Below are 25,776 nucleotides of genomic sequence, written 5' to 3' on the forward strand. Positions count from 1 at the left end.
GATGAAGCGCAGCTTTTGTGCGGCCAGATGTGCCGCGCCCCCGCTTGTCCCAAAACTGTCATCGCCCCGCCACATCTCCGCAACCTGCGAAGGGCAGGTCTGGCATGCGACAAGGTCAGCACACAGGGATGCCCATGGCACGAAAGACCGCCCGATCCGCCGCCAGCCTGCCGGACTGGCTCGACCTGCCCGAACCGCAGGCTTTCCGCCCCAAGCGCCACTATCGCACCGTCTGGATTTCGGACGTGCACCTGGGCACGCGCGGCTGCAACGCGGCGCTCCTGCTGGATTTCCTGCGCACGGCCGAGTGCGAGGTGCTCTACCTGGTGGGCGACATCGTCGATGGCTGGCGGCTGCGCAAGGGCTGGTACTGGCCCGATGCCCACAATGAAGTGGTCCGCCGGGTGCTCAAGATGGCGCATCGCGGCACGCGCGTGGTGCTGATCGCGGGCAACCACGATGAAATGCTGCGCCCCTATGCGGGGATGAATTTCGGCGGCGTGCAGGTGGCGCTGGATGCGATCCACCTGACCGCCGACGGCCGCCGCCTGCTGGTGACCCACGGCGACGAATTCGACGCGGTGGTGCTCTATGCCCGCTGGCTCGCCTTCCTCGGGGACAAGGCCTATGCCTTGCTGCTGCGCGCGAACGTGCTGTTCAACGCGGTGCGGCGGCGTTTCAAACTGCCCTACTGGTCGCTGTCGGCCTATCTCAAGAAGCGGGTCAAGAACGCGGTGCAGTTCATCTGCGCCTACGAGGAGGCTGTGGCCGCCGCCGCGCGCGAACGGCAGGTGAACGGAGTGGTCTGCGGCCACATCCACAGCGCCGAGATCCGCCAGATCGGCGACATCACCTATTACAACGATGGCGACTGGGTCGAAAGCTGCACAGCCCTAGTCGAGGAACCCGACGGCGCGATGCGCCTGGTCGACTGGGCCGAGGAAGCCCGCCGCGCCGCGCGCACCGCCCCGGCCCTGCCCCACATTCAAGCTGAAAAGGAAACCGCATGAGGATCGCCCTGTGCACCGATGCCTGGCACCCGCAAGTCAACGGCGTGGTCCGTTCGCTGGGCATGACCGTCAACCAGCTGGTCGAACGCGGCCACGCGGTGGAACTGATCACGCCTGACCAGTTCCGCACCATGCCCATGCCCGGCTACAGCGAAATCCGCCTCGCGCTGGCCCCGCGCTTCGGCACGCGCCGCTCGCTCTCCGCCTTCGCGCCCGACGTGGTCCACATCGCTACCGAAGGACCGATCGGCTGGAGCGCGCGCAACTGGTGCCTGAAGCACGGCGTGCCTTTCACCAGCGCTTTCCACACCCGCTTCCCGGACTATGCCGCCGTGCGCACCGGGCTGGATGCCGAACGGTTCTGGCCGTTGGTCCGCCGTTTTCACCAGCACAGCCGCGCCGTGCTGGTATCGACCCCGGCGCTGGGCGCGGAACTGGCCGCGCGCGGCCTGCCGCAGTGGCAGCTGTGGCAGCGCGGGATCGACCGCAGTGTATTCCACCCCGGCCATGCCCCGCTGCCCGAATTGGCGGCCCTGCCCGGCCCGGTCCTGCTTTATGTCGGGCGGGTCGCGGTCGAGAAGAACCTGCCCGCGTTCCTCGACGCGCCAGTCAACGGCACCAAGGTGGTGGTCGGCGACGGGCCGGACCTGGACATGCTGCGCCAGCGCTATCCCGAAGTGCGCTTCACCGGCGCGCTGAGCGGGATCGAACTGGCGCGGGCCTATTGTTCGGGCCACGTGTTCGTCTTTCCCAGCCGCACCGATACGTTCGGGCTGGTGATGATCGAAGCGCTGGCCTGCGGGCTGCCGGTCGCCGCATTCCCCGTGCCCGGGCCGCTCGACGTGCTGGGGGCCGATGGCCACGGCGCGGATGGCAGCATGCCCGCACGGATCGCCGCACTGGACGACAACCTGACCGCTGCGATCCGCCGGGCCTTGCAGCTCGATCCGCTGGCGGCGGCGGTCTATGGCGCGGGGTTCAGCTGGGACAAGGCGACCGACCAGTTCGAAGCGGCGCTGATGCAGGCCCGGCAGGCCCCGCCGGCGGAACCGGTCAGGGCTGCTCAACCCTGGCGAACGGCGGTTCCAGCCTGATCGGATCGGCCAGGCTGACCCGGTCGAGCATTTCGGCCATTTCGTCGCGCAGGGTCAGCATCAGGCCGCGCAGCCGGCATTCGGCTTCGGGCAAGCAGTTCTGGCAGTGTTCGTGCGCGTTGCGGCTGGCGCAGGGTACCAGCGCCAGGCTGCCGCGCGTCAGGCGGATGATGTCGCCATAACGGATGTCGACCGGGGGCAGCGCCAGCTCGTAGCCCCCGTCGCGCCCGCGCGTGGAAATGACCAGCCCTTCGCGGACCATTTCCGACAGGATCACGGTCAGGAACTTGCGCGGGATATTCTGCGTTTCCGCGATCACGTCCAGCCGCACCGGCCCCTGCCGCCAGGTGTCGGCGAGGTGCTGGAGCGCGCGGATCGTGTAGCGGGTCTTTTGCGAAAGCATGGCCCCGGATTAGAGCCCTGCCCCGCGGCAAATGTCAACTTGGGGAGTAGAAAACTCCCGCCGCCGGATCAGCTCGCGCTGGTGCCCGGCGCGTGCTTCTGCATCAGCTGATAGGCCTTGTCGTACCATTCGGTGCCGGGATAGTTGGTGCCCAGCACGGCGGCGGCCTTTTGCGCTTCTTCGGGGATGCCCAGCACCAGGTTGGTTTCGACCAGGCGGAACAGCGCTTCGGGCGCGTGGCTGGTGGTCTGGTACTGATCGACCACGTTGCGGAAGCGCAGCTGCGCCGCCAGCCACTTGCCCGAGCGTTCATAGGCCCGGCCAATGGTCATTTCCTTGCCCGCCAGGTGGTCGTTGACCAGGTCCAGCTTGAGCTTGGCGTCGCTGGCATAGCGGGTGTTGGGATAGCGCCGGATCACTTCGGTCAGCGCGTCCTTGGCCAGCTTGGTGTTCTTCTGGTCGCGGCTGACGTCGCTGATCTGCTCGTAATAGTTGAGCCCGATCAGGTAATAGGCATAGGCGGCGTCGCGGTTGCCCGGGTGGATTTCCAGAAAGCGCTGCGCGGCCTGCGTGCTCTTGGTGAAATCCTTGGCAACGTAATAGCTGAATGCGCTCATCAGCTGGGCGCGGCGGGCCCAGGGCGAATAGGGGTGCTGGCGTTCCACCTCGTCGAACAGGGCGGCGGCAACGCGGGTATCCCCGCTGTCGAGCTTGTCCTTGGCCGCGCGGTACAGCGTATCGACGTCGCGCGCGACGAAGGCGGTATCCTTAATCTTGCCCCGGCCGCCACAACCGGCAGTCAGCGAAATGGCCACCGTGGCGGTGGCAAGCAGGGCGAGCTTGAGCGGAGAACGGGTCAGCATGGCGCCAGCCTATAACCAGCCCCAGCCTGAACGCCAAGTGAAAGGGTGGCGCTTTCCCCGGCTGCCCCCGGCAGCGCGGCTATTCCCAGAACGCCACGCAGCGCACTTCGATCGAATTGCGGGTCTGCGTGTTCGCCAGGCTGGTATCGTGAAAGGCGGTGTGCGGGCAGCGCCAGGTGACCGAATGGTCGCTGTCGTAGAACTTGAACAAGAGCACGTCATCGCGGTCCATGTTCGAGAAATACCACCAGCGGTGCGCGTCGCGCTTGCGCAGGATGGTGGCGGCGATCATCTCGTCCTCACCCGCGACCGGGGCGGTCAGCGCCGCGCCCTCGGGAAATTCGTCGACCACGAACAGCGTGTTGCTGGCCAGCTCGTCGCCGACGATCGAACGGCCGTCCATCATCCCCAGCGGCCAGTCCTGCGGGCCGGGTGAATAAGTCCGCCAGAACGAAAAGCAGCAGTGCCGCGTGAACCCCGGCCCGCCCGGACGGTGGCTGGCGTACATCCGCGCGCCCGCCGCTTCGCCGGTGCGCGGGTTGTAGTCAATGTGCGCCTCGCCCGCCTGGGGCTGAAGCCCGCCGCTGTGCTGGTAGCCCGCGACCTTCTGTGCGGCCCGTTCGGACAGGTCGGCACTTGTCCGCCGCATCCAGCCCTGCACCGCGACGAAGCTGGCCCCGCTCAGCGCCCTGACCGCTTCGGCCACTTCGGCGTTGTATTTGGCGTCAACTTCGGCCCGGTCATCGAAATCGGCCACGGCGGAGCGGTGGCGCCCGATCATGAAGCCATGGCGGTCCAGCGTGAAGTGATCGCGGATCGGCATCCCGTCGCGCATGGGCATGACGTGGTCGGAATAGTCGCCCGTGTTGATTTCCGCCCCCTGGCTGACATAGCGCCGGGTGACGTAATCGCCATCGCCCAGGTAACGGATCAGCGCCTGCGCGGTGCGGGCGTCATCCTCGATCCGGTCTTGTCCGTCCGTTGCCATCATCCCTCTCCTCTCGTTACCGCAGGACAGTAACGATCGTTAGGATCATGACAAGGGGGCGCTACTCCTCGCCCATCCGCAACGCGGCGATAAAGGCTTCCTGCGGGATGCTGACATTGCCGTACTCGCGCATCCGGGCCTTGCCCTTCTTCTGCTTCTCCAGCAGCTTCTTCTTGCGAGTGATGTCGCCGCCATAGCACTTGGCGGTAACGTCCTTGCGCATCGCGCTGATGGTTTCGCGGGCCACCACCTTGCCGCCGATTGCGGCCTGGATCGGGATCTTGAACAGGTGGCGCGGGATCAGGTCTTTCAGCCGTTCGCACATGTGCCGCCCGCGCGCCTCGGCGGCGCTGCGGTGGACGATCATCGACAGCGCGTCGACCGGCTCGTTGTTGACCAGGATGCCCATCTTGACGAGGTCGCCCTCGCGCAGGCCGATCTGTTCATAGTCGAAGCTGGCATAGCCGCGGCTGATCGACTTCAGACGGTCGTAGAAATCGAACACCACTTCGTTCAGCGGCAATTCGTACTGCACCTGGGCGCGCCCGCCGACATAGGTCAGCCCGGTCTGGATCCCGCGCCGGTCCTGGCACAGTTTCAGGATCGAGCCGAGGTATTCGTCGGGGGTGTAGATCGTCGCCTTGATCCACGGTTCCTCGATCGTCTCGATCCGGCTGGGATCGGGATAGTCGGCCGGGTTGTGCAGCAGGATCTCGCGCGCGTCGTCGGTCCGGCTGGCGCGCAGCTGGATGCGATAGACCACGCTGGGCGCAGTGGTGATCAGATCCAGATCATATTCGCGGGTCAGGCGTTCCTGGATGATTTCCAGATGCAGCAGCCCCAGGAACCCGCAGCGGAAGCCGAACCCCAGCGCCGCGCTGCTTTCCATTTCGAAGCTGAAGCTGGCATCGTTGAGCCGCAGCTTGGCGATGCTCTCGCGCAGCTTTTCAAAGTCCGCCGCATCGACCGGGAACAGCCCGCAGAACACCACCGGCTGGACTTCCTTGAAGCCCGGCAGCGCTTCGGTTGCCCCGCCCTTGACCGTGGTGATCGTGTCACCGACGCGGGCCTGGGCCACTTCCTTGATCTGCGCGGTGATGAAGCCGATCTCGCCCGGGCCCAGTTCGGCCAGCTGCTCGATCTTGGGGGTGAAGCAGCCGACGCGGTCGATCAGGTGTTCGGTGCCGCCGGCCATGAACTTGACCTGCAGGCCCTTGCGGATCACCCCGTCGATGATCCGCACCAGGATGACGACGCCAAGATAGGGATCGTACCACGAATCGACCAGCATCGCTTTCAGCGGCGCATCGCGATCACCCTTGGGCGGCGGGATCTTGGTGACGACGGCTTCCAGCACTTCCTCGATGCCGATGCCGCTCTTGGCGCTGGCCAGCACCGCGTCGCTCGCGTCGAGGCCAATGATCTCCTCGATCTCGGCCTTGACCTTTTCCGGCTCGGCGGCGGGCAGGTCGATCTTGTTGATCACGGGCACGATCTCGTGGTCGTGCTCGATCGACTGGTAGACGTTGGCCAGGGTCTGCGCCTCGACCCCTTGCGCCGCGTCGACCACCAGCAGCGCGCCTTCGCAGGCCGCCAGGCTGCGGCTGACTTCATAGGCAAAGTCGACGTGGCCCGGCGTGTCCATGAGGTTCAACTCATAGTCCTTGCCGTCGCGCGCCTTGTACTTCAGCCGCACGGTCTGCGCCTTGATGGTGATCCCGCGCTCTTTCTCGATCTCCATGTTGTCGAGCACCTGCGCGCTCATCTCGCGCTCGCTCAGACCGCCGGTGAACTGGATCAGGCGGTCGGCCAGCGTGCTCTTGCCGTGGTCGATATGGGCGATGATCGAAAAATTGCGGATGGCGGCCAGGTCAGTCATGAGCGCGCCGTTAGCAGCGGCGGCGGCCCATGTCACGCCGCGCGCTGCGGTGGTGCGGCAAGCTCAGCGCGGCAAGTCCGTCCGGAAACTGCTGCCCGTGGTCACGGTCAAGCCGCAATGACCGGGGCGGACCGGATTCAGGACCCGGCCCGCCGCCCGGTCAGGCCTTGCATTCGCCGACGCGCTCGGCCGTGCCCTTGGCCTTGAAGGTCATCGAAGTGGTCTTCCCGTCCGGGGTGGGGCCGCTCATCGTGGTGGCGGATTCAACCTCGAACGTGGTCGCGGTGTAGGTGCCGTGCATCTTGCGGACCAGCGACATGCCTTCCGCGCTCGGGTCCTTGCATTCCAGCTCGAAGTCGATCTTGCCGTCGGCCACCACGTCCTTGGTGATCTTGCAATCCTTGGGCAGTTCACTGGCGTCCTTCATCATGCCCCGGAACGATCCGGTATCCTTGGGCCCCCAGCAGACCGCCACCGATTGCTTGCTGTTCGAACCCGCGGCCAGTTCGGGCGGGATCGGATTGTCCTTGTCGGAGCTTTCGACCCCGGTGGACTGCTCGGTCAGCCGCCACAGGCCGGGCTGCACTTCAACCTTGGACGAACATCCCATGACGACAAATGGCAGCGCGATCACCAGCAACTGCCTGGGCACTGAAAATCCTCTCATGACCATCTACTCCATGTTGGTCTGTTGTTTGCACAGCGAGCGGCACATCCGCACCTGCGCCGCCGGCTTGCCGGGTGGCTGAAGTTCGAAGCACGAGGCAAAGACATTGGCCGTACAGGTCAGGCCATCGCATCCGCCATGCTGGTGCAGCGTCACCAGCCAGCCATCGTCGGCGCGGCAGAAATAGCGCGCGAGCCGTTCGGCCTGTTCCTTGCCGTCATCGGGCAGCTTGTGAACCACTTGCCCGATCGGCTGCGATTCCGACCAGATGCCCGGCCAGCTGTCCGCCGCAGCGGCCGGCACGCCCACGCAGGCCGCAACGCAGGCCTGCTCGCGCGTGACCATTGCCGCCAGCATCGAATCGGTCACGAATTCCCGCGCGGAAGGCGGGGCGGCCGGATCGCCGTGCCCCGATGCCTCGCCCGGCAGGCCAAGCCCGGCCAGCCAGGCCGCGCCGGCCAGACCGACCGCCGCCCCCCCGACCAGCGCCAACCGCCGCGCGGGCCGCGCCGCCAGCCAGGCCCGGACGCCGCGGTGCGCGGATTCCGCTTCCGGCTGCCGCGCGGTCCATCGGCACGGTATCGTCGGACGCGGGCGGCGGCGCATAGGCCGCGGTGCCTGCGTCCCCGCCGAAATAGCCCAGCAGGTCGGACGCCCGGCGGATGCGCTGGCGGGCGTCAGCCACCAGGCACTGGCGCACTACCGAACGATAGGGTTCGGCCAACTCGTCAAGTTGTTCGGGCAACCTGGCTTCGACGATCGCCGCCATGATCTGTTCGACCGTGGTATCGCCGTCGCGGCGGCCGAACGGCGTGGTATCGGTCAGCAGATCGTGGATCATCACGCCGAAGCCCCACAGATCGGCGTTGGATTGAACCTTGCCGTCGATCCCGAACCGGCCGGGATAGAACTGTTCGGGGGCCATGTATTCGATCGTGCCCACCAGCATCGACGAGCTGTGCGGATCGGAGCCGCTCAGGTCCTTGCTGATCCCGAAATCGGAAATCTTGGCGGTGACCACGCCGCCGCGCTCGACCAGCAGGATGTTCTGCGCCTTCAGGTCGCGGTGAATGATCCCGCGGCTGTGGAGATATTCCAGCCCCTGCAACACTTCGCGCAGCAGCCGGGGCAACTGGTCGGTTCCCGGATTGGCGCGGACAAAGGACTTGAGATCGCCGGCGTTGGCATATTCCATCACGCCGACCTGCAGTTCCTCCTCCTCGCCCAGGGCATTCGCCTGGCTCAGCAGCAGGACATCGTAATAACGCAGCAGATTGGGATGTTCGAGCTGGATCGCCTTGCGAATTTCGGCGAGCACCGAATATTGATCGTGCCCCAGCTTGCTGAATACCTTCAGCGCGACATCGCGGTTAAGCAATTCATCCCGCGCCCGAAATACCCGTGCAAAGCCGCCCTTGCCCAGCAAGTCGGTAACTGGATCGTATTCGTACCGATCCTTGATCCGCACGCCAGTCCCCCAAGTAATGCAGGGATCATGACTGGCAATGGATGGTTTGGCAACCTGCCGGCAATTCAGCAGGAACGCAGGACTGTGCTCAGGCGACGCGGCTCTTGGGGCGCTGATCGCTGACCGATCCGAACTTGGGCAGCGACAGCGCCGCGCCGGGCTGCTGCATCAGCTGCATCGGATACTGTCCCGGCGGCAAGGCCTGCAGCGGCATGCCGGCCTGGGCCATGACATAGGGCGAAACGCGGTGGCGGGTGCACAGCCCCCCGGCCCCGTCATCGACCAGCGGCAATTCGAATTCCAGCCCCTGCATCGCGCCGGCGCTGCGCCGCACCACGGCCACGGCCAGCTGCCCTTCGCCGAAATCGACCACGAAAGGCGTGTCGATCGGCACGTCGAGCAGGCCTTCGACCATGCAGCCCGTGCGCGACAGGTTGCGCATGGTCGCCTCATAGCGGTGATCCTCGTGGATCAGGCCGACCTTGCGCAGCACGGTGCGGCGTTCCTGGCGATACTTGCTGGGGCCGCAGGGTTCGATCACCCATTCGCCGCTCATCATCGCCTCGGCCACGTCATCGCTGGGCAGCGCCGGGGCATAGATGAAGCCCTGGATCTGGCTGACCCCCAGCTTGCGCATCTCGCCCAGCTCGTCGTGGGCCTCGATCCCCTCGGCGGTGGTATCCATCTTCAGGGCGGTCGCCAGGCTGACGATCGCGGAGATGATCGCCCGGTTGCGGCTGTCCGGCTCGGTCACCCCGCGGATGAAGCCCTTGTCGATCTTGATCTTGTCGAACGGCGCGTGCTGGAGATAGCCGAGCGAGGAATAGCCGGTGCCGAAATCGTCCAGCGCCAGCCGCACGCCCAGCAGCTTGAGCGAATTGAACATGTCCTCGGTCTGCGCGCGGTCGCCCAGGAAGACGCTTTCGGTCAGTTCCAGTTCCAGCCGTTCGGGCGGCATTTCGGCATGGGCCAGCGCCTGGGCCACGACCGAGGCGAAGCCCGGGTTGGCGAACTGCGAGGCCGAGACGTTCACCGCCACGCGCACGCTGCCCGGCCAGGACATCGCATCAACGCAGGCCTGCTTCAGCACCCAATCGCCCAGCGCGCCGATCAGGTTGGCTTCCTCGGCAATCGGGATGAACACGCCGGGGGGAACGTCGCCCAGCTCGGGATGTTCCCAGCGCGAGAAGGCTTCGAACGTCACCACCCTGTTGGTGCGGGTATCGACGATCGGCTGGTAGGCAACCCGCATTTCGCCATTGGCCAGGGCATCGCGCAGGTCGTCCTCGATCTGCTTGCGGCGCTCGGCTTCGCTGTGCAGGTCGCTGGAATAGAACCGGAACTGTCCGCGCCCCCCACCCTTCGAGGCATAGAGCGCAAGGTCGGCGGAACGGATCAGTTCCTCGCTGTCGACCCCGTCATAGGGCGCAATCGCGATCCCCACCGAAGCGCCGATCACGCAGCGGCTGCCTTCGATCTGGTAGGGCTGCGACACCATCGTGATGATCGTCTTGGCGATTTCGCCCAGCCGCCCGCGATCGTCGATGTCGGGCAGCATGATCTGGAATTCGTCGCCGCCCAGCCGGCCGATCTCGCAGCCCTTCTCGGTCACCACCCGCTGCAGCCGCTGGGCAACCTGCTTGAGCAACTCGTCCCCGGCCGGATGGCCCAGGGTGTCGTTGACCTGCTTGAACCGATCGAGGTCGATCATCATCACCGCGCAGGCGCGCTTGGCGGTCTTGTAAGCGGTCAGCGTCGCCCCCAGCCGCTTGCCCATGCGGTGGCGGTTGGCCAGCCCGGTCAGCGAATCGTACTGCGCCAGGCGCGAGGCGTCCTTCTGGTTCTGGCGGGTCGCGGTAACGTCGGTGCCGTTGCCGTTATAGCCGCAGAATTCGCCATCGGCATTGAACTGCGGCCGCCCGGAAATCGACCACCATACCTCGTGGTCGTCGAGCGCGGCGCGCACCGCCAGTTCGACGAAGGTCTTGCGCGCGCTGAGGATCAGCGGCAGCGTCCGTTCGACCGGCTCGTCCTCGTCACGGTCGAGGATGAACAGCGACTGGATCGGCTGGCCGACCAGGTCGCGGCGCTCGCGCCCCAGGCTTTTCGCCACGCAGTCTGAAATGTAGGTCAGCCGGCCTTCGTGATCGCTCGACCAGAACCAGCCGATGCCCGACTGCTCGTAATCGCGCAGCAGGGCCACGGCCCGGTTCAATTCGTCGCCGGTCGGCATGGCAGGAGCATTGGGCGCGCGCAGGCCGGCTTCGCCCCTGCTGCCACCCAGCAGGTTGCGGAACAGTCCCCGGCCTGATCCCTTCGCTTCAACCATGTCCCGTAAGCCGTGCATTCCCGCAAGTTCGCCGATGGATGCCACTGTGATAACCAAACGTGGTTGCGAAACCGCTAACGATGCAGGAAGTGCAAGTTATTGATCTGGCTGAAAGGTGCCGGATCATGCAGCCTCGCCAGCTGAGCGCAGCAGGGGATTTCGGGGCCGTCCTGTCACGGATCCGAGGACCGCGATGCGGCCCGATTCGTCCAGCTGCAGCGGGGCGGCGAATTCCACGCCCATGCGGTCTTCCTGGCACCACCGGCTGGTCGCCGTAACCACGCTGCCTTCGGCCAGTACGATCCGGAAAATCGTGCCGGGCGGCACGTTCCACAGCCCTTCGACCATCGCCCCGGTGGTCGAGATATTGCGGATGGTCGCATGGTACTGCTGCCCGGCATGGTCCAGCACCACCTTGCGCAGCATCGTCTGGCGCGTGGCCCGCGCGGCCCGCGGCCCGCGCGCGATCGCGGTCAGCCCGGTCTGCAACCGCTGGGTCGCCGACACCATGCTGAGCGGCTTTTCGTAGATATAGCCCTGCACGTGGCTGCACCCGAGCATCCGCACCAGGTCCAGCTCGTCGAGCGTTTCCACGCCCTCGGCCGTCGTTTCCATGCCCAGCGCTTCGGCCAGGCTGACGATCGAGGAAATGATCGCGCCGTTGCGGCTGCCCCGGATCGTGGCGCCGCGCACGAATGACTGGTCGATCTTGATCTTGTCGAACGGCGCGCGCTTGAGATAGCCGAGCGAGGAATAGCCGGTGCCGAAATCGTCGAGCGCCAGGCGCACGCCCACCCGCTTGAGCGCGGCGAACATCGCCTCGGTCCCTTCATCGTCGTTCAGGAACACGCTTTCGGTGATTTCCAGTTCCAGCCGCTGCGGATCGATCTGGGCCGCCGCCAGGGCATTGGTGATGATCGCCGGCAGCGCCGGGTTGGCGAATTGCAGCGGCGAGACGTTGACCGCCACGCGCACGCTTTCGGGCCACTGGGTCAGGTCCTGGCAGGCCGTGCGCAGCGCCCATTCGCCGATCTGGGCAATCAGCCCGGTATCTTCGGCAATCGGGATGAACTTGGCCGGCGAGAGCATCCCGCGTTCGGGATGGTTCCAGCGCAGCAGCGCCTCGAACCCGGTGATCCGTTCGGTCACCGTCTGGACCACTGGCTGATAGTACAGCTCCAGCCCGTTGTTCACCAGCGCATCGCGCAGGTCCTGTTCCAGCTGGCGGCGCTCTTCGGCATCGCTGTGCAGGTCGGCCGCGTAGAAATGGTGGCGCCCGCGCCCGCCGTCCTTGGCGGCGTAAAGCGCAAGGTCGGCGTTGCGGATGATCGCTTCGGAGGTCACCCCGTCATCGGGTGACATCGCGATCCCCACCGACGCGCCGATCACCACCCGGTGCCCGTCGATCGAATAGGGTTCGGACAGGTCGTGGATGATCCGCCGGGCCAGCGCGGCAAGGTCCTCGCGGCGATGGCGCCCGGCCATGATCACCTGGAATTCGTCACCGCCCAGGCGGCCGACGCGGCCCCCTTCGCCCACGGCGCGTTCGAGCCGGCTGGCCACCATTTTCAGCAGCGCATCCCCGGCCGGGTGGCCCATGGTATCGTTGACCTGCTTGAACCGGTCGAGATCGAGCAGGAACACCGAGCAGGCCCGGTGTTCAAGGTTCGGCGCGGCAAGGATCTTTTCCAGCGTCTGGGCCATCTGCAGGCGATTGGCCAGGCCGGTCAGCGAATCGTAATGCGCCAGGCGCGTGGCCTGTTCCTCGGATCGGCGCTTTTCGGTCAGGTCGTGGCCGGACCCGCGAAACCCCAGGAAGTTGCCGAAACTGTCATAGATCGGCCGCCCGCTGATCGACCACCAGCGCTCCTCCTCGGGCACGGCGGCGCGGATCGCCAGTTCGCTGAAGGCCGAACGCGCGTTGAGGTGGAAGGCCAGCGTCCGTTCGCTTTCCTGCCCCTGGGGGTCGGTCACGAACATTTCGGTAAACGGCCGCCCGATCAGCACCTTGCGGTTCAGGATCTGGCCGACGATCGCCGACACATAGACAATCGCGCCGCGGCGGTCGGTTTCGAAGAACCAGCCCTGCCCGGTCTGTTCGAAATCGTTGAGAATTTCCTCGGCGCGCTGCTGGGCGCGTTCGCGCTCGATCTGGGCGCGGACAGTCGCGGCGTTGACCCTGTTTTCGCGCTGGCCGACGAAGATCCCCAGCCCCACGCCCAGCACCAGGCCCACCCAGGTCTCGATCGTGCCGACAACCAGCGTCGCGCCGGTCCACAGCCCGATCTGGCTGGCGATCAGCGCGATCACCCGGCGGTTCAGGATCACCGCCGCCAGTGCACCGCTGATGATCATCAGGCCCAGCGAGTCGCTCCAGTCGGCGTCGGCCCGGATCGTCCAGTAGGACAGCGACATGCCGGTCAGCGCCATCGGCAGCGCGATCATCACCAGTAGCACCAGCAGCCGGTGCATCGCCGTTGCGCAATGCTCGCGTTCGATCCGGATGGCCAGCGATGTCGCCGCGACCAGGCCCACGGCCGGGATCGCGGTCAGCACCGTCAGCAGGGGCGGCACGCTGAATGTGGCCAGGCCATTCAGCAGCACGGCGATCGCCAGGACCGGCGCCATCAGCGTCCAGTTGCGATCAAGCACGTGATAAAGGCTGGAATATTCCTGCGCGCGGCGCTGCCGCAAGGCGCGGTCGCTGCGCGCTGCCTGCTGGCGCAGGCTGGCTGGCGATACCTGGCGCTGGTCCTCGGCCACAGGCGCGCCAGCCGGTCCGCGCGGAGCGACTGCGGGCGGTTCCGCGGATTCTTGCCTGGCGGGCTGGGCGACCATGGCGCATCGCATGCCCTGAAACCGTTTGAGAAAGGGTTAAATTTACCATTAATTCCGGCGCATTTGCGCGCTCCGGACAGCTGCGTGGACGGTGCTTGAAATGGTCTGGCGAGCAGTGCATGTTCCCCGCCAACGATAACGACATGCGGGCAGGAGCGGGTCAACCGCCCGCCCGCCAGCTGGGGAACAGGGGATGGCCAAAGGCGGCACCACGCTGGAAAACGAAGCCGCGCAGTTCACCACCGCGCTGGGCCCGCTGGTTGGCCTGGCGCGCGAGGATTTCGTCGGCGCGGTCGCGCTCTTGCTGCGCGAAACGGCCACCGACCCCAAGCGCAGCCTGCGCCACATGCAGGCCTTCGGCGAAGACGTGGTCAAGATCCTCAGCGGCAAGAGCGAGCTGGCGCCCGAGCCCAAGGACAAGCGCTTCATGGACCCGGCCTGGCGCTACAACCCGTTCTTCCGCGCCGGGGCGCAGTATTACCTGGCGATCCAGAAGGGCATGAAGAACTGGCTGGAAGAGCTGGAACTGGATGAACTGGAGCGCGACCGTGCGAATTTCATCGCCAATATCATCATCGACGGCCTGGCGCCGACCAACACCCTGATCGGCAATCCCACCGCGCAAAAGCGGCTGATCGACAGCGGCGGCCTTTCCCTGATCAAGGGGCTGAAGAACGCCTACAACGACATGGTCCACAACAAGGGCATGGTCAGCCAGGTCGACAGCAAGCCGTTCAAGCTGGGCGAGAACGTCGCCACTTCGAAGGGCAGCGTGGTCTACCGCGACGCGATGTTCGAGCTGATCCACTATGCCCCGACCACGGAGCAGGTCCACGCCATCCCGCAGCTGACAATTCCGCCGCAAATCAACAAGATGTACATCAACGACCTGTCGCCGGAAAAGTCGGTGGTGAGGTGGCAGGTCGACAACGGCATCCAGTGCTTCGTCATTTCCTGGAAGAACCCGACCAAGGAGGAAGGGGTCTGGGGGATGGACGAATACATCGCCAGCTGCATGAAGGCGGTGGACGTGGTCTGCGAAATCACCGGCGCGCCCAAGGTGAACATTTCCAGCGCCTGTTCGGGTGGGCAGACCGGGGCGATCCTGGCCAGCAAGATGGCGGCAAACGGCGACAAGCGGCTGGGCGCGCTGACTTTCATGGTGACCGTGCTGCACCCCAAGCAGAACGACATCGAGGCCGGCTCGCTGATCTCGCAGAACGGCCTGGCCCTCGCCAAGCAGCGCGCCGCCAAGGCCGGGATCATCGAAGGCCACTCGCTCGCCCGCGGCTTTGCCTGGCTGCGGCCCAACGACCTGATCTGGAACTACGTCATCAACAACTACCTGCTTGGCGAGGATCCCCCGGCCTTCGACGTCCTGTTCTGGAACGCGGACGCGACCAACCTGTCGGCCACGCTGATGGGCGATTTCCTCCACCTGTTCGAAACCCTCGCCTTCACCAAGCAGGGCGAGGTCGAGATGGCCGGCCACCCGATCGACCTGACCAAGGTGAACAGCGACCTGTTCATTCTGGGCGGGACGACCGACCACATCACCCCGTGGCGCGCCTGCTATCGCTCGACCCAGCTGTTCGGCTCGAAGGACGTGACTTTCGTGCTCAGCCAGTCGGGACACATGCAGGCGATCCTCAACCCGCCGGGCAACCCCAAGGCGAAGTATTATGTGTCGAAAAAGGCCGGCCACCCGCCCGCCGACGTTGACGAATGGCTTCAGGGGACAGAGGAACAGTCGGGAAGCTGGTGGCCGTACTGGATGAACTGGCTGCAACAGCGTTCGGGCAAGCAGGTTCCTGCCCCCAAGGCGCTGGGCAGCAAGGCGCATCCGCCGATGGAAAGCGCCCCCGGCCTTTACGTACTGACCTGAGCCGAAAGGGCGCCTGTGCAAGAGCTGACCTGTGAATTCTCGATGGAAAAGGTCGGCGGCCGCACCCTGCGGGTCGCGCGCTGGCGCTGGGACATGGCGAGCGAGCACCTGCCGATCCTGTTCTTCAACGGCATCGGCGCCAATATCGAGGCCGTCGCCCCGCTGGCCGAAGCGCTGACCGAACGGCCGTTCATCATGTTCGACATGCCGGGCGTGGGCCGCAGCCCCGAACCGCTGGTGCCGTACAACACTTTCACGATGAGCTGGACCGCCAGGGAACTGATCCGCCGCTTCGGCTGCGAACAGGTCGACGTGATGGGCATTTCGTGGGGCGGCGCCATGGCGCAGCACTTCACGCTGCAACATCCCGATTACGTGCGCCGCCTGATCCTGTGCGCGACCAGCGCGGGGATGTTCATGGTGCCGGGCAACCCGGCCGCACTGACCAAGATGGTCAACCCGCGCCGCTATGTCGACGCGGCCTTCATGGAAGAACACTTCCGCACCCTGTACGGCGGGCTGACCGGCGGCAAGACCGAACACATCGGCCGCCTCATCCCCCCTTCCCCGCGCGGCTACATCTACCAGCTGCTCGCGATGATGGGCTGGACCAGCGCGCCCGCCCTGCCCTTCCTCAAGAAGGACACACTGATCATGATGGGCGACGAGGACCAGATCGTCCCGCTCGCCAATGGCAAGATCCTCGAAGCGCTGATCCCGAACAGCCGGCTCGACATCTTCGAACAGGGCGGACACCTGTTCATGCTGACCCACCGCGAACAGACGATCTCGTCGATCCGGGGGTTCCTTGACGGGCCGGACCGGGCCGACACCACACGAAAGGCAGCCTAGACCTCATGCGCCACATTGCGATCATCGGCTCGGGACCAGCAGGGTATTACACGGCCGAGGCCGCGCAGAAGCAGTGGGGCGATGACGTTCGCGTCGACATTTTCGACATGCTGCCCGTGCCTTACGGGCTGATCCGGACCGGGGTCGCGCCCGATCACCAGTCGATCAAGGGCGTCGCCCGCCGGTACGAGGCGACCGCCCTGTCCGAAAACGTCCGCTTCGTCGGCAATGTCATGGTCGGCAAGGACGTGACGGTCGAGGAACTCCAGGGCCTGTATGACGCGGTGGTGCTGGCCACCGGCGCGCCGCACGACCGCAAGATGGACCTGCCGGGCGAAAACCTGCCCAATGTCTATGGCAGCGCGGCCTTCGTCGGCTGGTACAACGGCCATCCGATGTTCGCCAATCTCGACCCCGACCTGTCGGGCGATACGGCGGTGGTGATCGGCATGGGCAACGTCGCGCTCGACGTGACCCGCATCCTGTCCAAGACGCGCGAGGAATTCGCCGGGAGCGACATCGTCGCCCACGCGCTCGACGTGCTCGATACCTCAAAGCTGCGGCGCATCGTCATCCTGGGGCGGCGCGGGCCGCACCAGATCATGATGACGCCCAAGGAACTGGGCGAGCTGTCGCACCTGTCGCGCGCCGCGCCGCGGGTCGATCCGCAGGACCTGCCCGAAGTGGGCGAGGATGCGCTGCTCGAGCCCGGCCTGCGCAAGTCGGTCAACCACCTGCGCAGCTTCGCGGCGATCCCGGCGAGCCATTACGGCGACGTGCCGATCGAGATCGAGTTCGATTTCTACGCCAGCCCCAAGGCGATCCTGGGCGATGGCAAGGTGACCGGGGTGGAAGTGGAACGCACGACGGTCGAAGCCGGCCGCGCGGTCGGCACCGGGGAAACCTATGTCATTCCCGCCGGACTGGTGGTGTGCTGCATCGGCTATCAGACCAGCCGCATTCCGGGCGTGCCGTTCGATGATCGCGCCGGGCGTTTTCCCAACGATGAAGGGCGGATCCTGCCGGGCCTCTACTGCGTCGGCTGGGCGCGGCGCGGCCCTTCGGGCACGATCGGCACCAACCGCCCCGACGGGTTCAGCGTGATCGAGAAGATCGCCGAGGACATCGGCGCGGGCGCGGGCAAGCAGGGCCGCCCCGGGTTCGATGCGCTGGCGCAGGCGCGCGGGCTGGATGTTGTCACCTTCCGCGACTGGAAGAAGATCGAGGCCGAGGAAGAAGCCCGCGCCCGCGAAGGCGCGCCGCGCGAAAAGTTCGTCCGGGTCGAGGAAATGATCGCCGCGCGCGGCAGCTGACCGCGCCGGGGGCGGTCACCCCTTGCCCCTCTCCCGCAACCGTGGCTTTATCGCCCAGTTAAACAGCCGCGCGAGTCGGCTGTGAACGGGAGAGTTCCGATGGCCACTTATGACCTGATCATCCGCAATGGCACCATCGTCGATGGCACCGGCGCCCCGCGCTTTACCGGCGATGTCGCGGTGAAGGACGGGCTGATCGCCGCCGTGGGCAAGGTGCACGGCGATGCGGCGCAGGAAATCGACGCGGGCGGCAAGGTGGTTGCCCCCGGCTGGGTCGACATTCACACCCATTACGACGGCCAGGCCACCTGGGATCAGGAAATGGCCCCGTCCAGTTGGCACGGCGTGACCACCGTGGTCATGGGCAACTGCGGCGTCGGTTTCGCCCCCGCCGCCCCCAACCGGCATGAATGGCTGATCGGCCTGATGGAAGGGGTGGAAGACATTCCCGGCACGGCGCTGGCCGAAGGGATGAAGTGGGACTGGGAAACCTTCCCCGAATACCTCGACGCGCTCGAACGCCTGCCGCGCTCGGTCGACGTCGCCACTCACGTGCCGCACGGCGCGGTGCGCGCCTATGTTCTGGGTGACCGCGAACAGCCCGGCGCCGTCCCCACCGCCGAGGATATCGAGCAGATGGCCGCCATCGTCGAGGAAGGCGTACGCGCCGGGGCGCTGGGTTTTTCCACCAGCCGCACCGTGCTGCACCGCTCGGTCGACGGGGAACTGGTCCCCGGCACCACTGCCACGGCAGAAGAACTGATCGCCATCGGCCGCGCCATGGGCAAGGTTGGCCACGGCGTGTTCGAACTCGCCAGCGACCTCAAGCGCGAATGGAACGAATTCGGCTGGATGGGCGCGCTCAGCCGCGAAACCGGGCTGCCGGTGGTCTTCGCCGCGCTGCAAAGCATCGCCAAGGAACAGCCGCTGAGCGAGCAGATCGCCAACATGCGCGCCGAAAACGACAATGGCGCCAATATCGTCGCGGCGATCGCGCTGCGCGGCAATGGCATCATCATGGCCTGGCAGGGCACGGTCCACCCGTTCCGCATGCGCCCGGCCTATGCCGAAATCGCCCAGCTGCCGTGGGACCAGCAGCGCGCCAAGCTGCTCGACCCGGCGTTCAAGGCCAAGCTGCTGGGCCAGGCCAACGATTACAGCCAGGTGCCTGAAGGGATCATGGGCGTGGCCATGGCGATCAGCGCCGGCTGGGCGATGCAGTACCAGATGGACCCGGACTTCGATTACGAGCCGACCGCCGAGGAAAGCATTGCCGCCCGTGCCGCTGCCGCCGGGGTGACGCCGGACGAATATGCCTTTGACCTGCTGTGCAAGGACAATGGCACCGGCTTCATCTACCTGCCGATCCTCAACTACGCCGATGGCAATCTCGACTTCCTCGAAGCCCTGCAGGCCAGCGGCGACACGGTGAACGCGCTGTCCGATGGCGGCGCGCATTGCGGCACGATCTGCGATGCCGCCAGCCCGACCTTCATGCTCCAGCACTGGGTGCGCGATCGCAAGCGTGGCGGGCGGCTCAGCCTCGAAGCGGCGGTCAAGCGCCAGTGCCTCGACACCGCGCGGCTGTATGGCCTCGACGATCGCGGGGTGGTCGCGCCCGGCTACATCGCCGATCTCAATGTGATCGACCTGGATGCGCTGAAGCTGGGCAAGCCGTGGCTGGCGTTCGACCTGCCGGCCGGCGGGAAGCGCCTGCTGCAAAAGGCGGAAGGCTATGTCTGCACGGTCAAGGGCGGCGTGGTGACCTTCCGCCAGGGTGAATGGACCGGCGCGACGCCGGGCGGGCTGATCCGCGGGCCGCAGCGCGCCGCGATGCTGGAGGCTGCCGAATGACGATTGCCGTCGTGCGGGTGGGCTCGCCCGCCAATCTCGAGAGCCTGCTGCCGGGCACGGCCGAGTATCCGGGCCAGCCCGGCCCCGGCCAGATCCGGGTGCGCCTGCAGGCCAGTTCGCTCAACTTCCACGATTACGCCGTGGTCGCAGGCATGATCCCGACGGCTGCCGGGCGCATTCCGATGTCGGACGGCGCCGGTGTGGTCGAAGCGGTGGGCGACGGGGTGACCCAGTTCAAGGCGGGCGACCTGGTCGTCTCGACCTTCTTCACCGACTGGAATGATGGCCACCCGCCCAGCACCGCCTTTACCAGCGTGCCGGGCGACGGGATCGACGGCTATGCCCGCGAAGTGGTGGTGACGCCGGAAAACTGGTTCACCCACGTGCCGCAGGGCTACTCTGCCGCCGAAGCCGCGACGCTGACCTGCGCGGGGCTGACCGCGTGGCGCGCGCTGTTCGTCGACGATTCGATCAAACCGGGTTCGACCGTGCTGGTTCAGGGCACCGGCGGCGTCTCGGTCTTCGCGCTGCAATTCGCCAAGGCCGCAGGGGCGCGGGTGATCGCCACCTCATCGTCCGATGCCAAGCTGGAGCGGATGAAGGCGCTGGGGGCGGACGATCTGATCAACTACAAGCAAGTCGAGGCCTGGGGGCCGAAGGTCCTCGAACTGACCAATGGCGTCGGGGTGGACTGCGTGGTGGAAATCGGCGGTTCGGGCACGCTCGACCAGTCGATGCTGGCGACCCACGTTGGCGGCCACGTGGCGCTGATCGGGGTGCTGGCGGGCTTTGCCGGGCCGGTGCAGACCGCGCTGCTGATGGCCAAGAACCTGCGCGTTCAGGGCCTCACCGTGGGCAGCCGCGCCCAGCAGCTGGACATGATCAAGGGCATCGAAGCCAACGGGATCAAGCCGGTGATCTCCGATCACTTCGCGCTGGCCAACCTCGCCGAAGCCTTCCGCCACCAGGCAGCCAACAAGCACTTCGGCAAGATCGTCGTCGATATCTGATCCCGCGTGGTCAGGGGTGGATCACCACCCCGACCGCCGGATCGGCGCTGCCGCGCGCCGCGGCGACGAAGGCTTCGCCCGCGGCTTCCAGCCCAGCGCGCACCGACACGGTCACCGCCCCGGCGGTTTCGGCCATGAAGGTCGCCCAACTGGCCGCAACCGCCTCGCCAAAAGCCTTGGCCCCCTGCTCGCGGATCGCGGCCACGGCATGATCGGGGGCGAAGAACAGCGTGGGCGTCGGCCCCGGGATCGGCCCGTTGTCCTGCCCGAACCCCGCGCCGACATGGGTCGCGCCGACCGTGCTCGAATACTTGAGGTGATCGCCCAGCGCGCTGTGCAGTGCGTGGAGCAGCTGCGCATTGCCCGCGAAATCGACCGAAACGCTGGCTTCACGCGGCAGCTGCGCCACCGCGTCATAGGCCAGCACTTCATCATAGAAGCCCCCGCGCCGCACGAAATCGACGTTACCGGCCGAGGTCAGGGCGATCCGCCGCACCTGCGGTGACAGCGCGCGGGTGACGCTGGCCAGCGCCATCGCCGTCTTGGACGAGGCCGAAGTGACCACCAGGTTCTTTGCCCCGAACCACTGTTCGCGGCGGAAGAAGTTTTCGATCAGGAACCCGGTCTTGAACAGCGGTCCAAAGATCATCCGCTCGTTCTCGCGCGCGGGATCGTGTTCGGGATCGGCGGCCAGGCGGCTGTACTGGTTGTAGATCGGGCTCATCGGCTGGCGGTGCGCCGCCGCATCGCTGAACCCGCTCGGCGAAACGGCGGATGGCAGCACGTCGAGATGTTCGGCCATCGGCAGGTAGCCATAGACCCGCTCGCCCTCCTTGATTTCATCATGGCGCGATTGCTCGACCACGGCGTGGCCCCACATCGGCACCACGCCCCAGTCACCCTCGCCCGGGAAGAAGTTCCAGTAGCCAAAGGCATCGCCCGCCACCGCATAGGTCACGTTGTTGGCGGTGACCGAGAAGCTTTCCACCCGCAGCCGCACTTCGCCATCGCCCAGCGGCGGCAGCGGCGCGTCCACGATCCGCGTTTCGGTGATGGCATGGCGCTTGACCTGGACCGTCCGGCTCATCTCGCTCTCCCTGATCTGGTTTTCTCCAGCCTAGGGCATCGCCGGGCAAGGTCAATCGGCGGTCATTGCAGCGGGATCGTCGCCCCGCCCAGCGCCATGCGCGGATCGTCCTGGCGGACCTTGGCCGCGCCCCAGGTGCCATCGGGGCGCAGGCCGGTAATCACGATCTCGTCATCGGCAACCACGCCCAGCTCGCAGTCACGGTCGGGCAGCATGGCGATCACCTTGCGACCGATCCGCACCAGCACCTGGCGCTGTTCGGCAAAGGCCATGACGGCCAGGGCCTTGATCTCGCCATGCCAGGGCTGTTCGCGCCAGCGGGTCGGCGCGGCGGGATCGACATCGAAGACCAGCCGGGCCGGTTCACTCGACACGATGATCCGCGCCTTGGCCGGGAACCAGTGTTCGGGCACCGCGCTCCATCCCAGCCAGCCGCAATGGAACGCCCGGCAGCGCTCGGGCCGCGCATCATAGATCCGGCAGCCCTTGCCGACCTGGCAATGCCGACACCATTCCCCGGCGGGGCTTTCCGTTTCCGGCACGATCGGCAATTTGCAGCACAGGCTGCAAGTGCCGCATTGGCGCCCGGGCAGCGTGGCGACGACCGCTTCGCCCAAAACGGGATCAGACCCGCATCGGCATCAGCACATAGAGCGCAGGCGACTTGTCGTCCTGGCGAATCAGGGTCGGCGCGCCGGCATCAGCCAGGTGCAGTTCGACCGTGTCGCCCTCGATCTGGCCGAGGATGTCCTTGAGGTAATTGGCATTGAAGCCGATTTCGAAGCCGGTGCTGCGATAGTCCGCCGGGACTTCTTCCGCCGCCGTGCCGTTGTCGGGCGAAGTGACCGACAGGGTCACGCGGTCATTCTCCAGCGCCATCTTGACCGCGCGGGTCTTTTCCGTGGCGATGGTGGCAACGCGGTCCACCCCTTCATAGAAGCTCTTCGGATCGAGCCGCAGCAGCTTGTCATTGCCGGTGGGAATGACGCGGCTGTAATCGGGGAAAGTGCCGTCGATCAGCTTGCTGGTCAGCACCACGCCGTTGTTGCCGCCCAGGGTGAAGCGGATCTTGCTGGCCGACAGGTCGATCAGCACGTTCGAATCGAGCGCTTCTTCCAGCAGCTTGCGCAGTTCGGCGACGCATTTGCGCGGCACGATCACGTCAGGCATCCCCGCCGCGCCTTCGGGCCGGGCTATGGTGTAGCGCGCCAGGCGGTGGCCATCGGTGGCGGCGGCCTTCAGGTCATCGTCGGTGACGTGGAAGAAGATACCGTTGAGGTAATAGCGCGTTTCCTCGGTGCTGATCGCGAACCGCGTGCGGTCGATGATCTGCGCCAGGGTCGCGGCGGGCAGCTCGAAGCTGGTCGGCAGGTCGCCTTCGACGATCACCGGGAAATCGTCACGCGGCAGAGTCGGCAGGCTGAAGCGGCTGCGCCCGGCCTTCACCGCCATGCGGTTGTCGGCGGTTTCCAGGCTGACCTGGCTGCCATCGGGCAGCTTGCGGGCGATGTCGAACAACAGGTGCGCCGAAACGGTGATCGCGCCGGGGCTTTCCACCGCGACCGCGCCCATGGTTTCCACCACTTGCAGGTCAAGGTCAGTCGCCATCACTTTGAGCGTGCCATCCCCCGAGGCTTCGATCAGCACGTTCGAGAGGATCGGAATGGTGTTGCGCCGTTCAACGACGGACTGGACGTGCGACAGGCACTTGAGCAGCGTCGCGCGTTCGATGGTGGCCTTCATGGTCGTAACGTGTCCCCTGCGGAACGCAGCCGACCGGAATCGGCGCCGCGCCTTCGTTTCGGACTGTCTTTCTTAGCGCCGGGCCTGCCAGCGGCAAGGCTGACAGGCCCGAAACAGGGCGAAACTGGGGATAAATCCGCAGGTTTTCCCGCGAGATTACTTGCCCGGCATTCCGGCGCGGTACGCGCGGCTGGTCGCCTCGAGCCAGGCCCCGGCAACGTGCCAGGCATCGGTGTCGAGCGCATCGACATTCACGCCCTTGGCCTTGAGCGCGACCATCATGCGCGTCACGTCGGCATCGCTCAGCGTCTCGAAGCTGGGATTGGCCCGCCCGGCGCCGACATTCATGATCGCGCCCAGCGTGGCCGGATCAATTCCGCGCGCCGAAACTTCGGGCGCCAGCCCCGCGCTGGTCAGCTGCCAGGTGGCCATTTCGATATAGGCATCGAGCCGCGCCTTGCCGACCTTGGTCTGCTTGGCGCAGGTCAGCGCCAGGTTGGCGAGTTGTTCGGCGGCTTGATCGCTGATTTCCGCGTCTTCCGCCGCGCCGGGCAGCATCGGCTTGACCACTTCGGCCGAAAGCCCGGCCGGCGCCTGCTTGAGCGGGCAGGCAGCCTGCTTGGGCGTCCACCGCGAAGCCGCCGGGGCGGCGGCCACACAGGCCATGGCAATCAGGATCAGCGAAACACGGCGCATCAAATTCCCCCTTTGGTGTCTTGATGCGCCGGGCTTGCCAGCCCGCCGTGCGCTTGCCCTTGTAACAACGCGACAGCGGGAAAAAGTATCAGGAAATCATCGCCATGCCGCCATTGACGTGGAGCGTCTGGCCGGTGACGTAACCGGCCTCGCGGCTGGCGAGATAGGCGACGGCGGCACCGATATCCTCGCCCTCGCCCATCCGGCCCATCGGGATCCGGGCGTTGAGCGCTTCCTTCTGGCCATCGGGCAGCACATCGGTCATCGCGGTGCGGATGAAGCCGGGGGCGACGCAGTTCACAGTGATCCCGCGGCTTGCCACTTCCTGGCCCAGCGACTTCGACATGCCGACCAGGCCCGCCTTGGCCGCTGCATAGTTGACCTGGCCCGGATTGCCGGTGGCGCCGACCACGCTGGTGATGGTGATGATCCGCCCGTGGCGGGCCTTCATCATCGGCTTGCAGGCCGCGCGCATCAGGCGGAAGGCGGCTTCAAGATTGACCTTGATCACCGCGTCCCACTCCTCGTCCTTCATCCGCATGGCGAGGTTGTCGCGCGTGATCCCGGCATTGTTGACCAGGATGTCGAGCTTGCCCAGCGTATCGACCGCGGCGGGCACCAGGTGCTCGACCTGTTCGGTGTTCGACAGGTCGCAGGTGATCTCGACGTGGTCGTGGCCGTAAGTGTCGTTCAATTCCTCGCGGAAGGCGCGCAGCTTGGCCGGGTTGGTCCCCGACAGCGCCAGCCGCGCCCCCTGCCGCGCCAGCGCGTGGCTGATCGCCGAGCCGATCCCGCCGGCAGCGCCGGTGACAAGGGCGGTCATTCCCGTAAGGTCGAACAGACGGTTTTCCATGGCTCAGAGCTCCTTGATCAGCGCTTCGATGTCGGCCATGCCGATCACGCTGGTAACGGTGACATCGGCAACGGTGCGGCCGATCATCGGACCGACGACCTTGCCGCCCAGTTCGACGAAGCTGTCCACGCCCGCCGCCTGCATCGCCATCACGCTTTCGCGCCAGCGCACCCGGCCGCAGACCTGTTCGACCAGCAACCGCTGCACTTCGGCTGGATCGGTGACCATCGCGGCGGTGACATTGGCGAACAGCGGAACCGACAGCGGCCCCGGCGGGGTCTTGCCCAGCGCTTCGGCCATGGCATCGGCAGCCGGCTGCATCAGCGGGCAATGGAACGGGGCGGACACCGGCAGGGCCACGCCGCGCTTGATCCCGTGGTCCTTGACCAGGGCAATCGCGCGCTCGATCGCGCCCTTGTGGCCCGACAGCACAACCTGGGTGGGGTCGTTGTCATTGGCCACGGTGCAGACCTCACCCTCGGCGGCGGCATCGGCCAGGGCCTGGGCCTTGTCGATATCGGCGCCCAGCAGCGCACACATCGCGCCGACGCCAACCGGCACGGCGGCCTGCATCGACTGGCCGCGCAGCTTGAGCAGACGGGCCGTATCGGCCAGGCTGAAGGCCCCGGCGGCGCACAGCGCGGTATATTCGCCCAGGCTGTGCCCGGCGACGAACTGTGCCTTGTCGGCCAGCACGATCCCGCCTTCCTGTTCCAGCACGCGCAGCACCGCGATGGCATTGGCCATGATCGCCGGCTGGGCATTCTCGGTCAGCGTCAGCGCATCGTCCGGGCCATCGCGCATGATCGCCGACAGCTTCTGGCCCAGCGCATCGTCCACTTCCTCGAACACTGCGCGGGCGGCGGCGCTGGCCTGGGCCAGTTCCACGCCCATGCCCACCTTCTGGCTGCCCTGACCCGGAAAAACGAATGCGCGCATAGCTG

General features: G+C 66.3%; 23 protein-coding genes. 8 read left to right on the plus strand and 15 right to left on the minus strand.

The window, feature by feature from the left end; all coding sequences use genetic code 11:
* Positions 1-134 precede the first annotated feature (134 nt).
* Together ACE3N9_RS00455 and ACE3N9_RS00460 are read left to right on the plus strand one after the other, a co-directional pair.
* Positions 135-1,010, plus strand: coding sequence for a UDP-2,3-diacylglucosamine diphosphatase (locus tag ACE3N9_RS00455; RefSeq protein ID WP_374279760.1), 876 nt, complete (start codon positions 135-137; stop codon positions 1,008-1,010).
* Positions 1,007-2,104: a glycosyltransferase family 4 protein gene (locus ACE3N9_RS00460; protein ID WP_374279762.1), complete on the plus strand. Its 1,098-nt coding sequence runs from the start codon at positions 1,007-1,009 to the stop codon at positions 2,102-2,104. The genes ACE3N9_RS00455 and ACE3N9_RS00460 overlap by 4 nt, the downstream gene beginning before the upstream one ends.
* Here ACE3N9_RS00460 and ACE3N9_RS00465 read toward each other — a convergent pair.
* From ACE3N9_RS00465 to lepA, 4 genes are all read right to left on the minus strand, one after another.
* Positions 2,064-2,507: an Rrf2 family transcriptional regulator gene (locus tag ACE3N9_RS00465; protein WP_374279764.1), complete on the minus strand. Its 444-nt coding sequence runs from the start codon at positions 2,505-2,507 to the stop codon at positions 2,064-2,066. The genes ACE3N9_RS00460 and ACE3N9_RS00465 overlap by 41 nt on opposite strands.
* 68 nt (positions 2,508-2,575) lie before the next feature.
* Positions 2,576-3,370: an outer membrane protein assembly factor BamD gene (locus ACE3N9_RS00470; RefSeq protein ID WP_374279766.1), complete on the minus strand. Its 795-nt coding sequence runs from the start codon at positions 3,368-3,370 to the stop codon at positions 2,576-2,578.
* 79 nt (positions 3,371-3,449) lie between these two features.
* Positions 3,450-4,358 (minus strand): CmcJ/NvfI family oxidoreductase, encoded by a 909-nt coding sequence (locus tag ACE3N9_RS00475; protein WP_374279768.1) that lies wholly within the window; start codon positions 4,356-4,358, stop codon positions 3,450-3,452.
* Between the two features lie 61 nt (positions 4,359-4,419).
* Positions 4,420-6,237 (minus strand): translation elongation factor 4, encoded by a 1,818-nt coding sequence (gene lepA / locus ACE3N9_RS00480; RefSeq protein WP_374279770.1) that lies wholly within the window; start codon positions 6,235-6,237, stop codon positions 4,420-4,422.
* Between lepA and ACE3N9_RS00485 the strand changes: the two genes are divergently transcribed.
* On the plus strand, positions 6,236-6,358 hold the full coding sequence (locus tag ACE3N9_RS00485) for a hypothetical protein (protein ID WP_374279772.1): 123 nt from the start codon (positions 6,236-6,238) through the stop codon (positions 6,356-6,358). The two genes, lepA and ACE3N9_RS00485, sit on opposite strands and share 2 nt — an antisense overlap.
* A gap of 39 nt (positions 6,359-6,397) precedes the next feature.
* On the opposite strand, the gene ACE3N9_RS00490 is transcribed toward ACE3N9_RS00485, so the two are convergent.
* The 5 genes from ACE3N9_RS00490 to ACE3N9_RS00510 form a co-directional block, all read right to left on the minus strand.
* Positions 6,398-6,889: a DUF3617 domain-containing protein gene (locus tag ACE3N9_RS00490; RefSeq protein WP_374279774.1), complete on the minus strand. Its 492-nt coding sequence runs from the start codon at positions 6,887-6,889 to the stop codon at positions 6,398-6,400.
* Between the two features lie 21 nt (positions 6,890-6,910).
* Positions 6,911-7,144 (minus strand): hypothetical protein, encoded by a 234-nt coding sequence (locus tag ACE3N9_RS00495; protein WP_374279776.1) that lies wholly within the window; start codon positions 7,142-7,144, stop codon positions 6,911-6,913.
* A complete protein-coding gene (locus ACE3N9_RS00500; protein WP_374279778.1) occupies positions 7,122-8,372 on the minus strand; it encodes a serine/threonine-protein kinase in 1,251 nt (416 codons plus the stop codon). Before ACE3N9_RS00500 ends, ACE3N9_RS00495 begins: the two co-directional genes overlap by 23 nt.
* Before the next feature lie 88 nt (positions 8,373-8,460).
* Entirely contained in the window at positions 8,461-10,701 is a 2,241-nt protein-coding gene (locus ACE3N9_RS00505; protein WP_374279780.1) for an EAL domain-containing protein, read from the minus strand.
* Positions 10,702-10,824: 123 nt separating this feature from the next.
* Positions 10,825-13,539 (minus strand): EAL domain-containing protein, encoded by a 2,715-nt coding sequence (locus ACE3N9_RS00510; protein WP_374279782.1) that lies wholly within the window; start codon positions 13,537-13,539, stop codon positions 10,825-10,827.
* A gap of 193 nt (positions 13,540-13,732) precedes the next feature.
* Between ACE3N9_RS00510 and ACE3N9_RS00515 the strand changes: the two genes are divergently transcribed.
* From ACE3N9_RS00515 to ACE3N9_RS00535, 5 genes are all read left to right on the plus strand, one after another.
* The gene (locus ACE3N9_RS00515) at positions 13,733-15,424 is read left to right on the plus strand and encodes a PHA/PHB synthase family protein (protein WP_374279784.1); all 1,692 of its coding nucleotides are present in this window, start codon (positions 13,733-13,735) and stop codon (positions 15,422-15,424) included.
* Positions 15,425-15,439: 15 nt separating this feature from the next.
* Complete coding sequence (locus ACE3N9_RS00520; RefSeq protein ID WP_374279786.1) at positions 15,440-16,276, plus strand: alpha/beta fold hydrolase; 837 nt, start codon at positions 15,440-15,442, stop codon at positions 16,274-16,276.
* A gap of 5 nt (positions 16,277-16,281) precedes the next feature.
* Positions 16,282-17,589 (plus strand): FAD-dependent oxidoreductase, encoded by a 1,308-nt coding sequence (locus ACE3N9_RS00525; RefSeq protein WP_374279788.1) that lies wholly within the window; start codon positions 16,282-16,284, stop codon positions 17,587-17,589.
* Positions 17,590-17,688: 99 nt separating this feature from the next.
* Positions 17,689-19,443: an amidohydrolase family protein gene (locus tag ACE3N9_RS00530; protein ID WP_374279790.1), complete on the plus strand. Its 1,755-nt coding sequence runs from the start codon at positions 17,689-17,691 to the stop codon at positions 19,441-19,443.
* Positions 19,440-20,453 (plus strand): NAD(P)-dependent alcohol dehydrogenase, encoded by a 1,014-nt coding sequence (locus ACE3N9_RS00535; protein WP_374279792.1) that lies wholly within the window; start codon positions 19,440-19,442, stop codon positions 20,451-20,453. The genes ACE3N9_RS00530 and ACE3N9_RS00535 overlap by 4 nt, the downstream gene beginning before the upstream one ends.
* A gap of 10 nt (positions 20,454-20,463) precedes the next feature.
* Here ACE3N9_RS00535 and ACE3N9_RS00540 read toward each other — a convergent pair whose 3' ends face one another.
* From ACE3N9_RS00540 to fabD, 6 genes are all read right to left on the minus strand, one after another.
* Positions 20,464-21,540, minus strand: a complete 1,077-nt coding sequence (locus tag ACE3N9_RS00540) for a DUF2855 family protein (RefSeq protein ID WP_374279794.1) — start codon at positions 21,538-21,540, stop codon at positions 20,464-20,466.
* Positions 21,541-21,602: 62 nt separating this feature from the next.
* Positions 21,603-22,082, minus strand: a complete 480-nt coding sequence (locus tag ACE3N9_RS00545; protein WP_374279796.1) for a hypothetical protein — start codon at positions 22,080-22,082, stop codon at positions 21,603-21,605.
* Positions 22,083-22,164: 82 nt separating this feature from the next.
* Positions 22,165-23,283 carry a DNA polymerase III subunit beta gene (gene dnaN / locus ACE3N9_RS00550; RefSeq protein ID WP_374279798.1) on the minus strand — a complete coding sequence of 373 codons (1,119 nt, stop codon included), beginning with the start codon at positions 23,281-23,283 and terminating at the stop codon, positions 22,165-22,167.
* Between the two features lie 156 nt (positions 23,284-23,439).
* Complete coding sequence (locus tag ACE3N9_RS00555; RefSeq protein WP_374279800.1) at positions 23,440-23,979, minus strand: hypothetical protein; 540 nt, start codon at positions 23,977-23,979, stop codon at positions 23,440-23,442.
* An 88-nt stretch (positions 23,980-24,067) separates the two neighbouring features.
* The gene (fabG, locus tag ACE3N9_RS00560) at positions 24,068-24,820 is read right to left on the minus strand and encodes a 3-oxoacyl-[acyl-carrier-protein] reductase (protein WP_374280318.1); all 753 of its coding nucleotides are present in this window, start codon (positions 24,818-24,820) and stop codon (positions 24,068-24,070) included.
* A gap of 15 nt (positions 24,821-24,835) precedes the next feature.
* Positions 24,836-25,771 carry an ACP S-malonyltransferase gene (gene fabD, locus ACE3N9_RS00565; RefSeq protein ID WP_374279802.1) on the minus strand — a complete coding sequence of 312 codons (936 nt, stop codon included), beginning with the start codon at positions 25,769-25,771 and terminating at the stop codon, positions 24,836-24,838.
* Positions 25,772-25,776 lie beyond the last annotated feature (5 nt).

Source organism: Novosphingobium sp., assembly GCF_041905565.1.
Classification (GTDB): Bacteria; Pseudomonadota; Alphaproteobacteria; order Sphingomonadales; family Sphingomonadaceae; genus Novosphingobium.

Coding starts and splice junctions, on each gene's coding strand:
- ACE3N9_RS00510 (WP_374279782.1), bottom strand. CDS start 13,539: ATGGTCGCCCAGCCCGCCAGGCAAGAATCCGCGGAACCGCCCGCAGTC.
- ACE3N9_RS00465 (WP_374279764.1), bottom strand. CDS start 2,507: ATGCTTTCGCAAAAGACCCGCTACACGATCCGCGCGCTCCAGCACCTC.
- fabD (WP_374279802.1), bottom strand. CDS start 25,771: ATGCGCGCATTCGTTTTTCCGGGTCAGGGCAGCCAGAAGGTGGGCATG.
- ACE3N9_RS00515 (WP_374279784.1), top strand. CDS start 13,733: ATGGCCAAAGGCGGCACCACGCTGGAAAACGAAGCCGCGCAGTTCACC.
- ACE3N9_RS00505 (WP_374279780.1), bottom strand. CDS start 10,701: ATGGTTGAAGCGAAGGGATCAGGCCGGGGACTGTTCCGCAACCTGCTG.
- ACE3N9_RS00535 (WP_374279792.1), top strand. CDS start 19,440: ATGACGATTGCCGTCGTGCGGGTGGGCTCGCCCGCCAATCTCGAGAGC.
- ACE3N9_RS00525 (WP_374279788.1), top strand. CDS start 16,282: ATGCGCCACATTGCGATCATCGGCTCGGGACCAGCAGGGTATTACACG.
- ACE3N9_RS00555 (WP_374279800.1), bottom strand. CDS start 23,979: ATGCGCCGTGTTTCGCTGATCCTGATTGCCATGGCCTGTGTGGCCGCC.
- ACE3N9_RS00485 (WP_374279772.1), top strand. CDS start 6,236: ATGAGCGCGCCGTTAGCAGCGGCGGCGGCCCATGTCACGCCGCGCGCT.
- ACE3N9_RS00455 (WP_374279760.1), top strand. CDS start 135: ATGGCACGAAAGACCGCCCGATCCGCCGCCAGCCTGCCGGACTGGCTC.
- ACE3N9_RS00530 (WP_374279790.1), top strand. CDS start 17,689: ATGGCCACTTATGACCTGATCATCCGCAATGGCACCATCGTCGATGGC.
- ACE3N9_RS00470 (WP_374279766.1), bottom strand. CDS start 3,370: ATGCTGACCCGTTCTCCGCTCAAGCTCGCCCTGCTTGCCACCGCCACG.
- lepA (WP_374279770.1), bottom strand. CDS start 6,237: ATGACTGACCTGGCCGCCATCCGCAATTTTTCGATCATCGCCCATATC.
- ACE3N9_RS00475 (WP_374279768.1), bottom strand. CDS start 4,358: ATGGCAACGGACGGACAAGACCGGATCGAGGATGACGCCCGCACCGCG.
- ACE3N9_RS00460 (WP_374279762.1), top strand. CDS start 1,007: ATGAGGATCGCCCTGTGCACCGATGCCTGGCACCCGCAAGTCAACGGC.
- ACE3N9_RS00540 (WP_374279794.1), bottom strand. CDS start 21,540: ATGAGCCGGACGGTCCAGGTCAAGCGCCATGCCATCACCGAAACGCGG.
- dnaN (WP_374279798.1), bottom strand. CDS start 23,283: ATGAAGGCCACCATCGAACGCGCGACGCTGCTCAAGTGCCTGTCGCAC.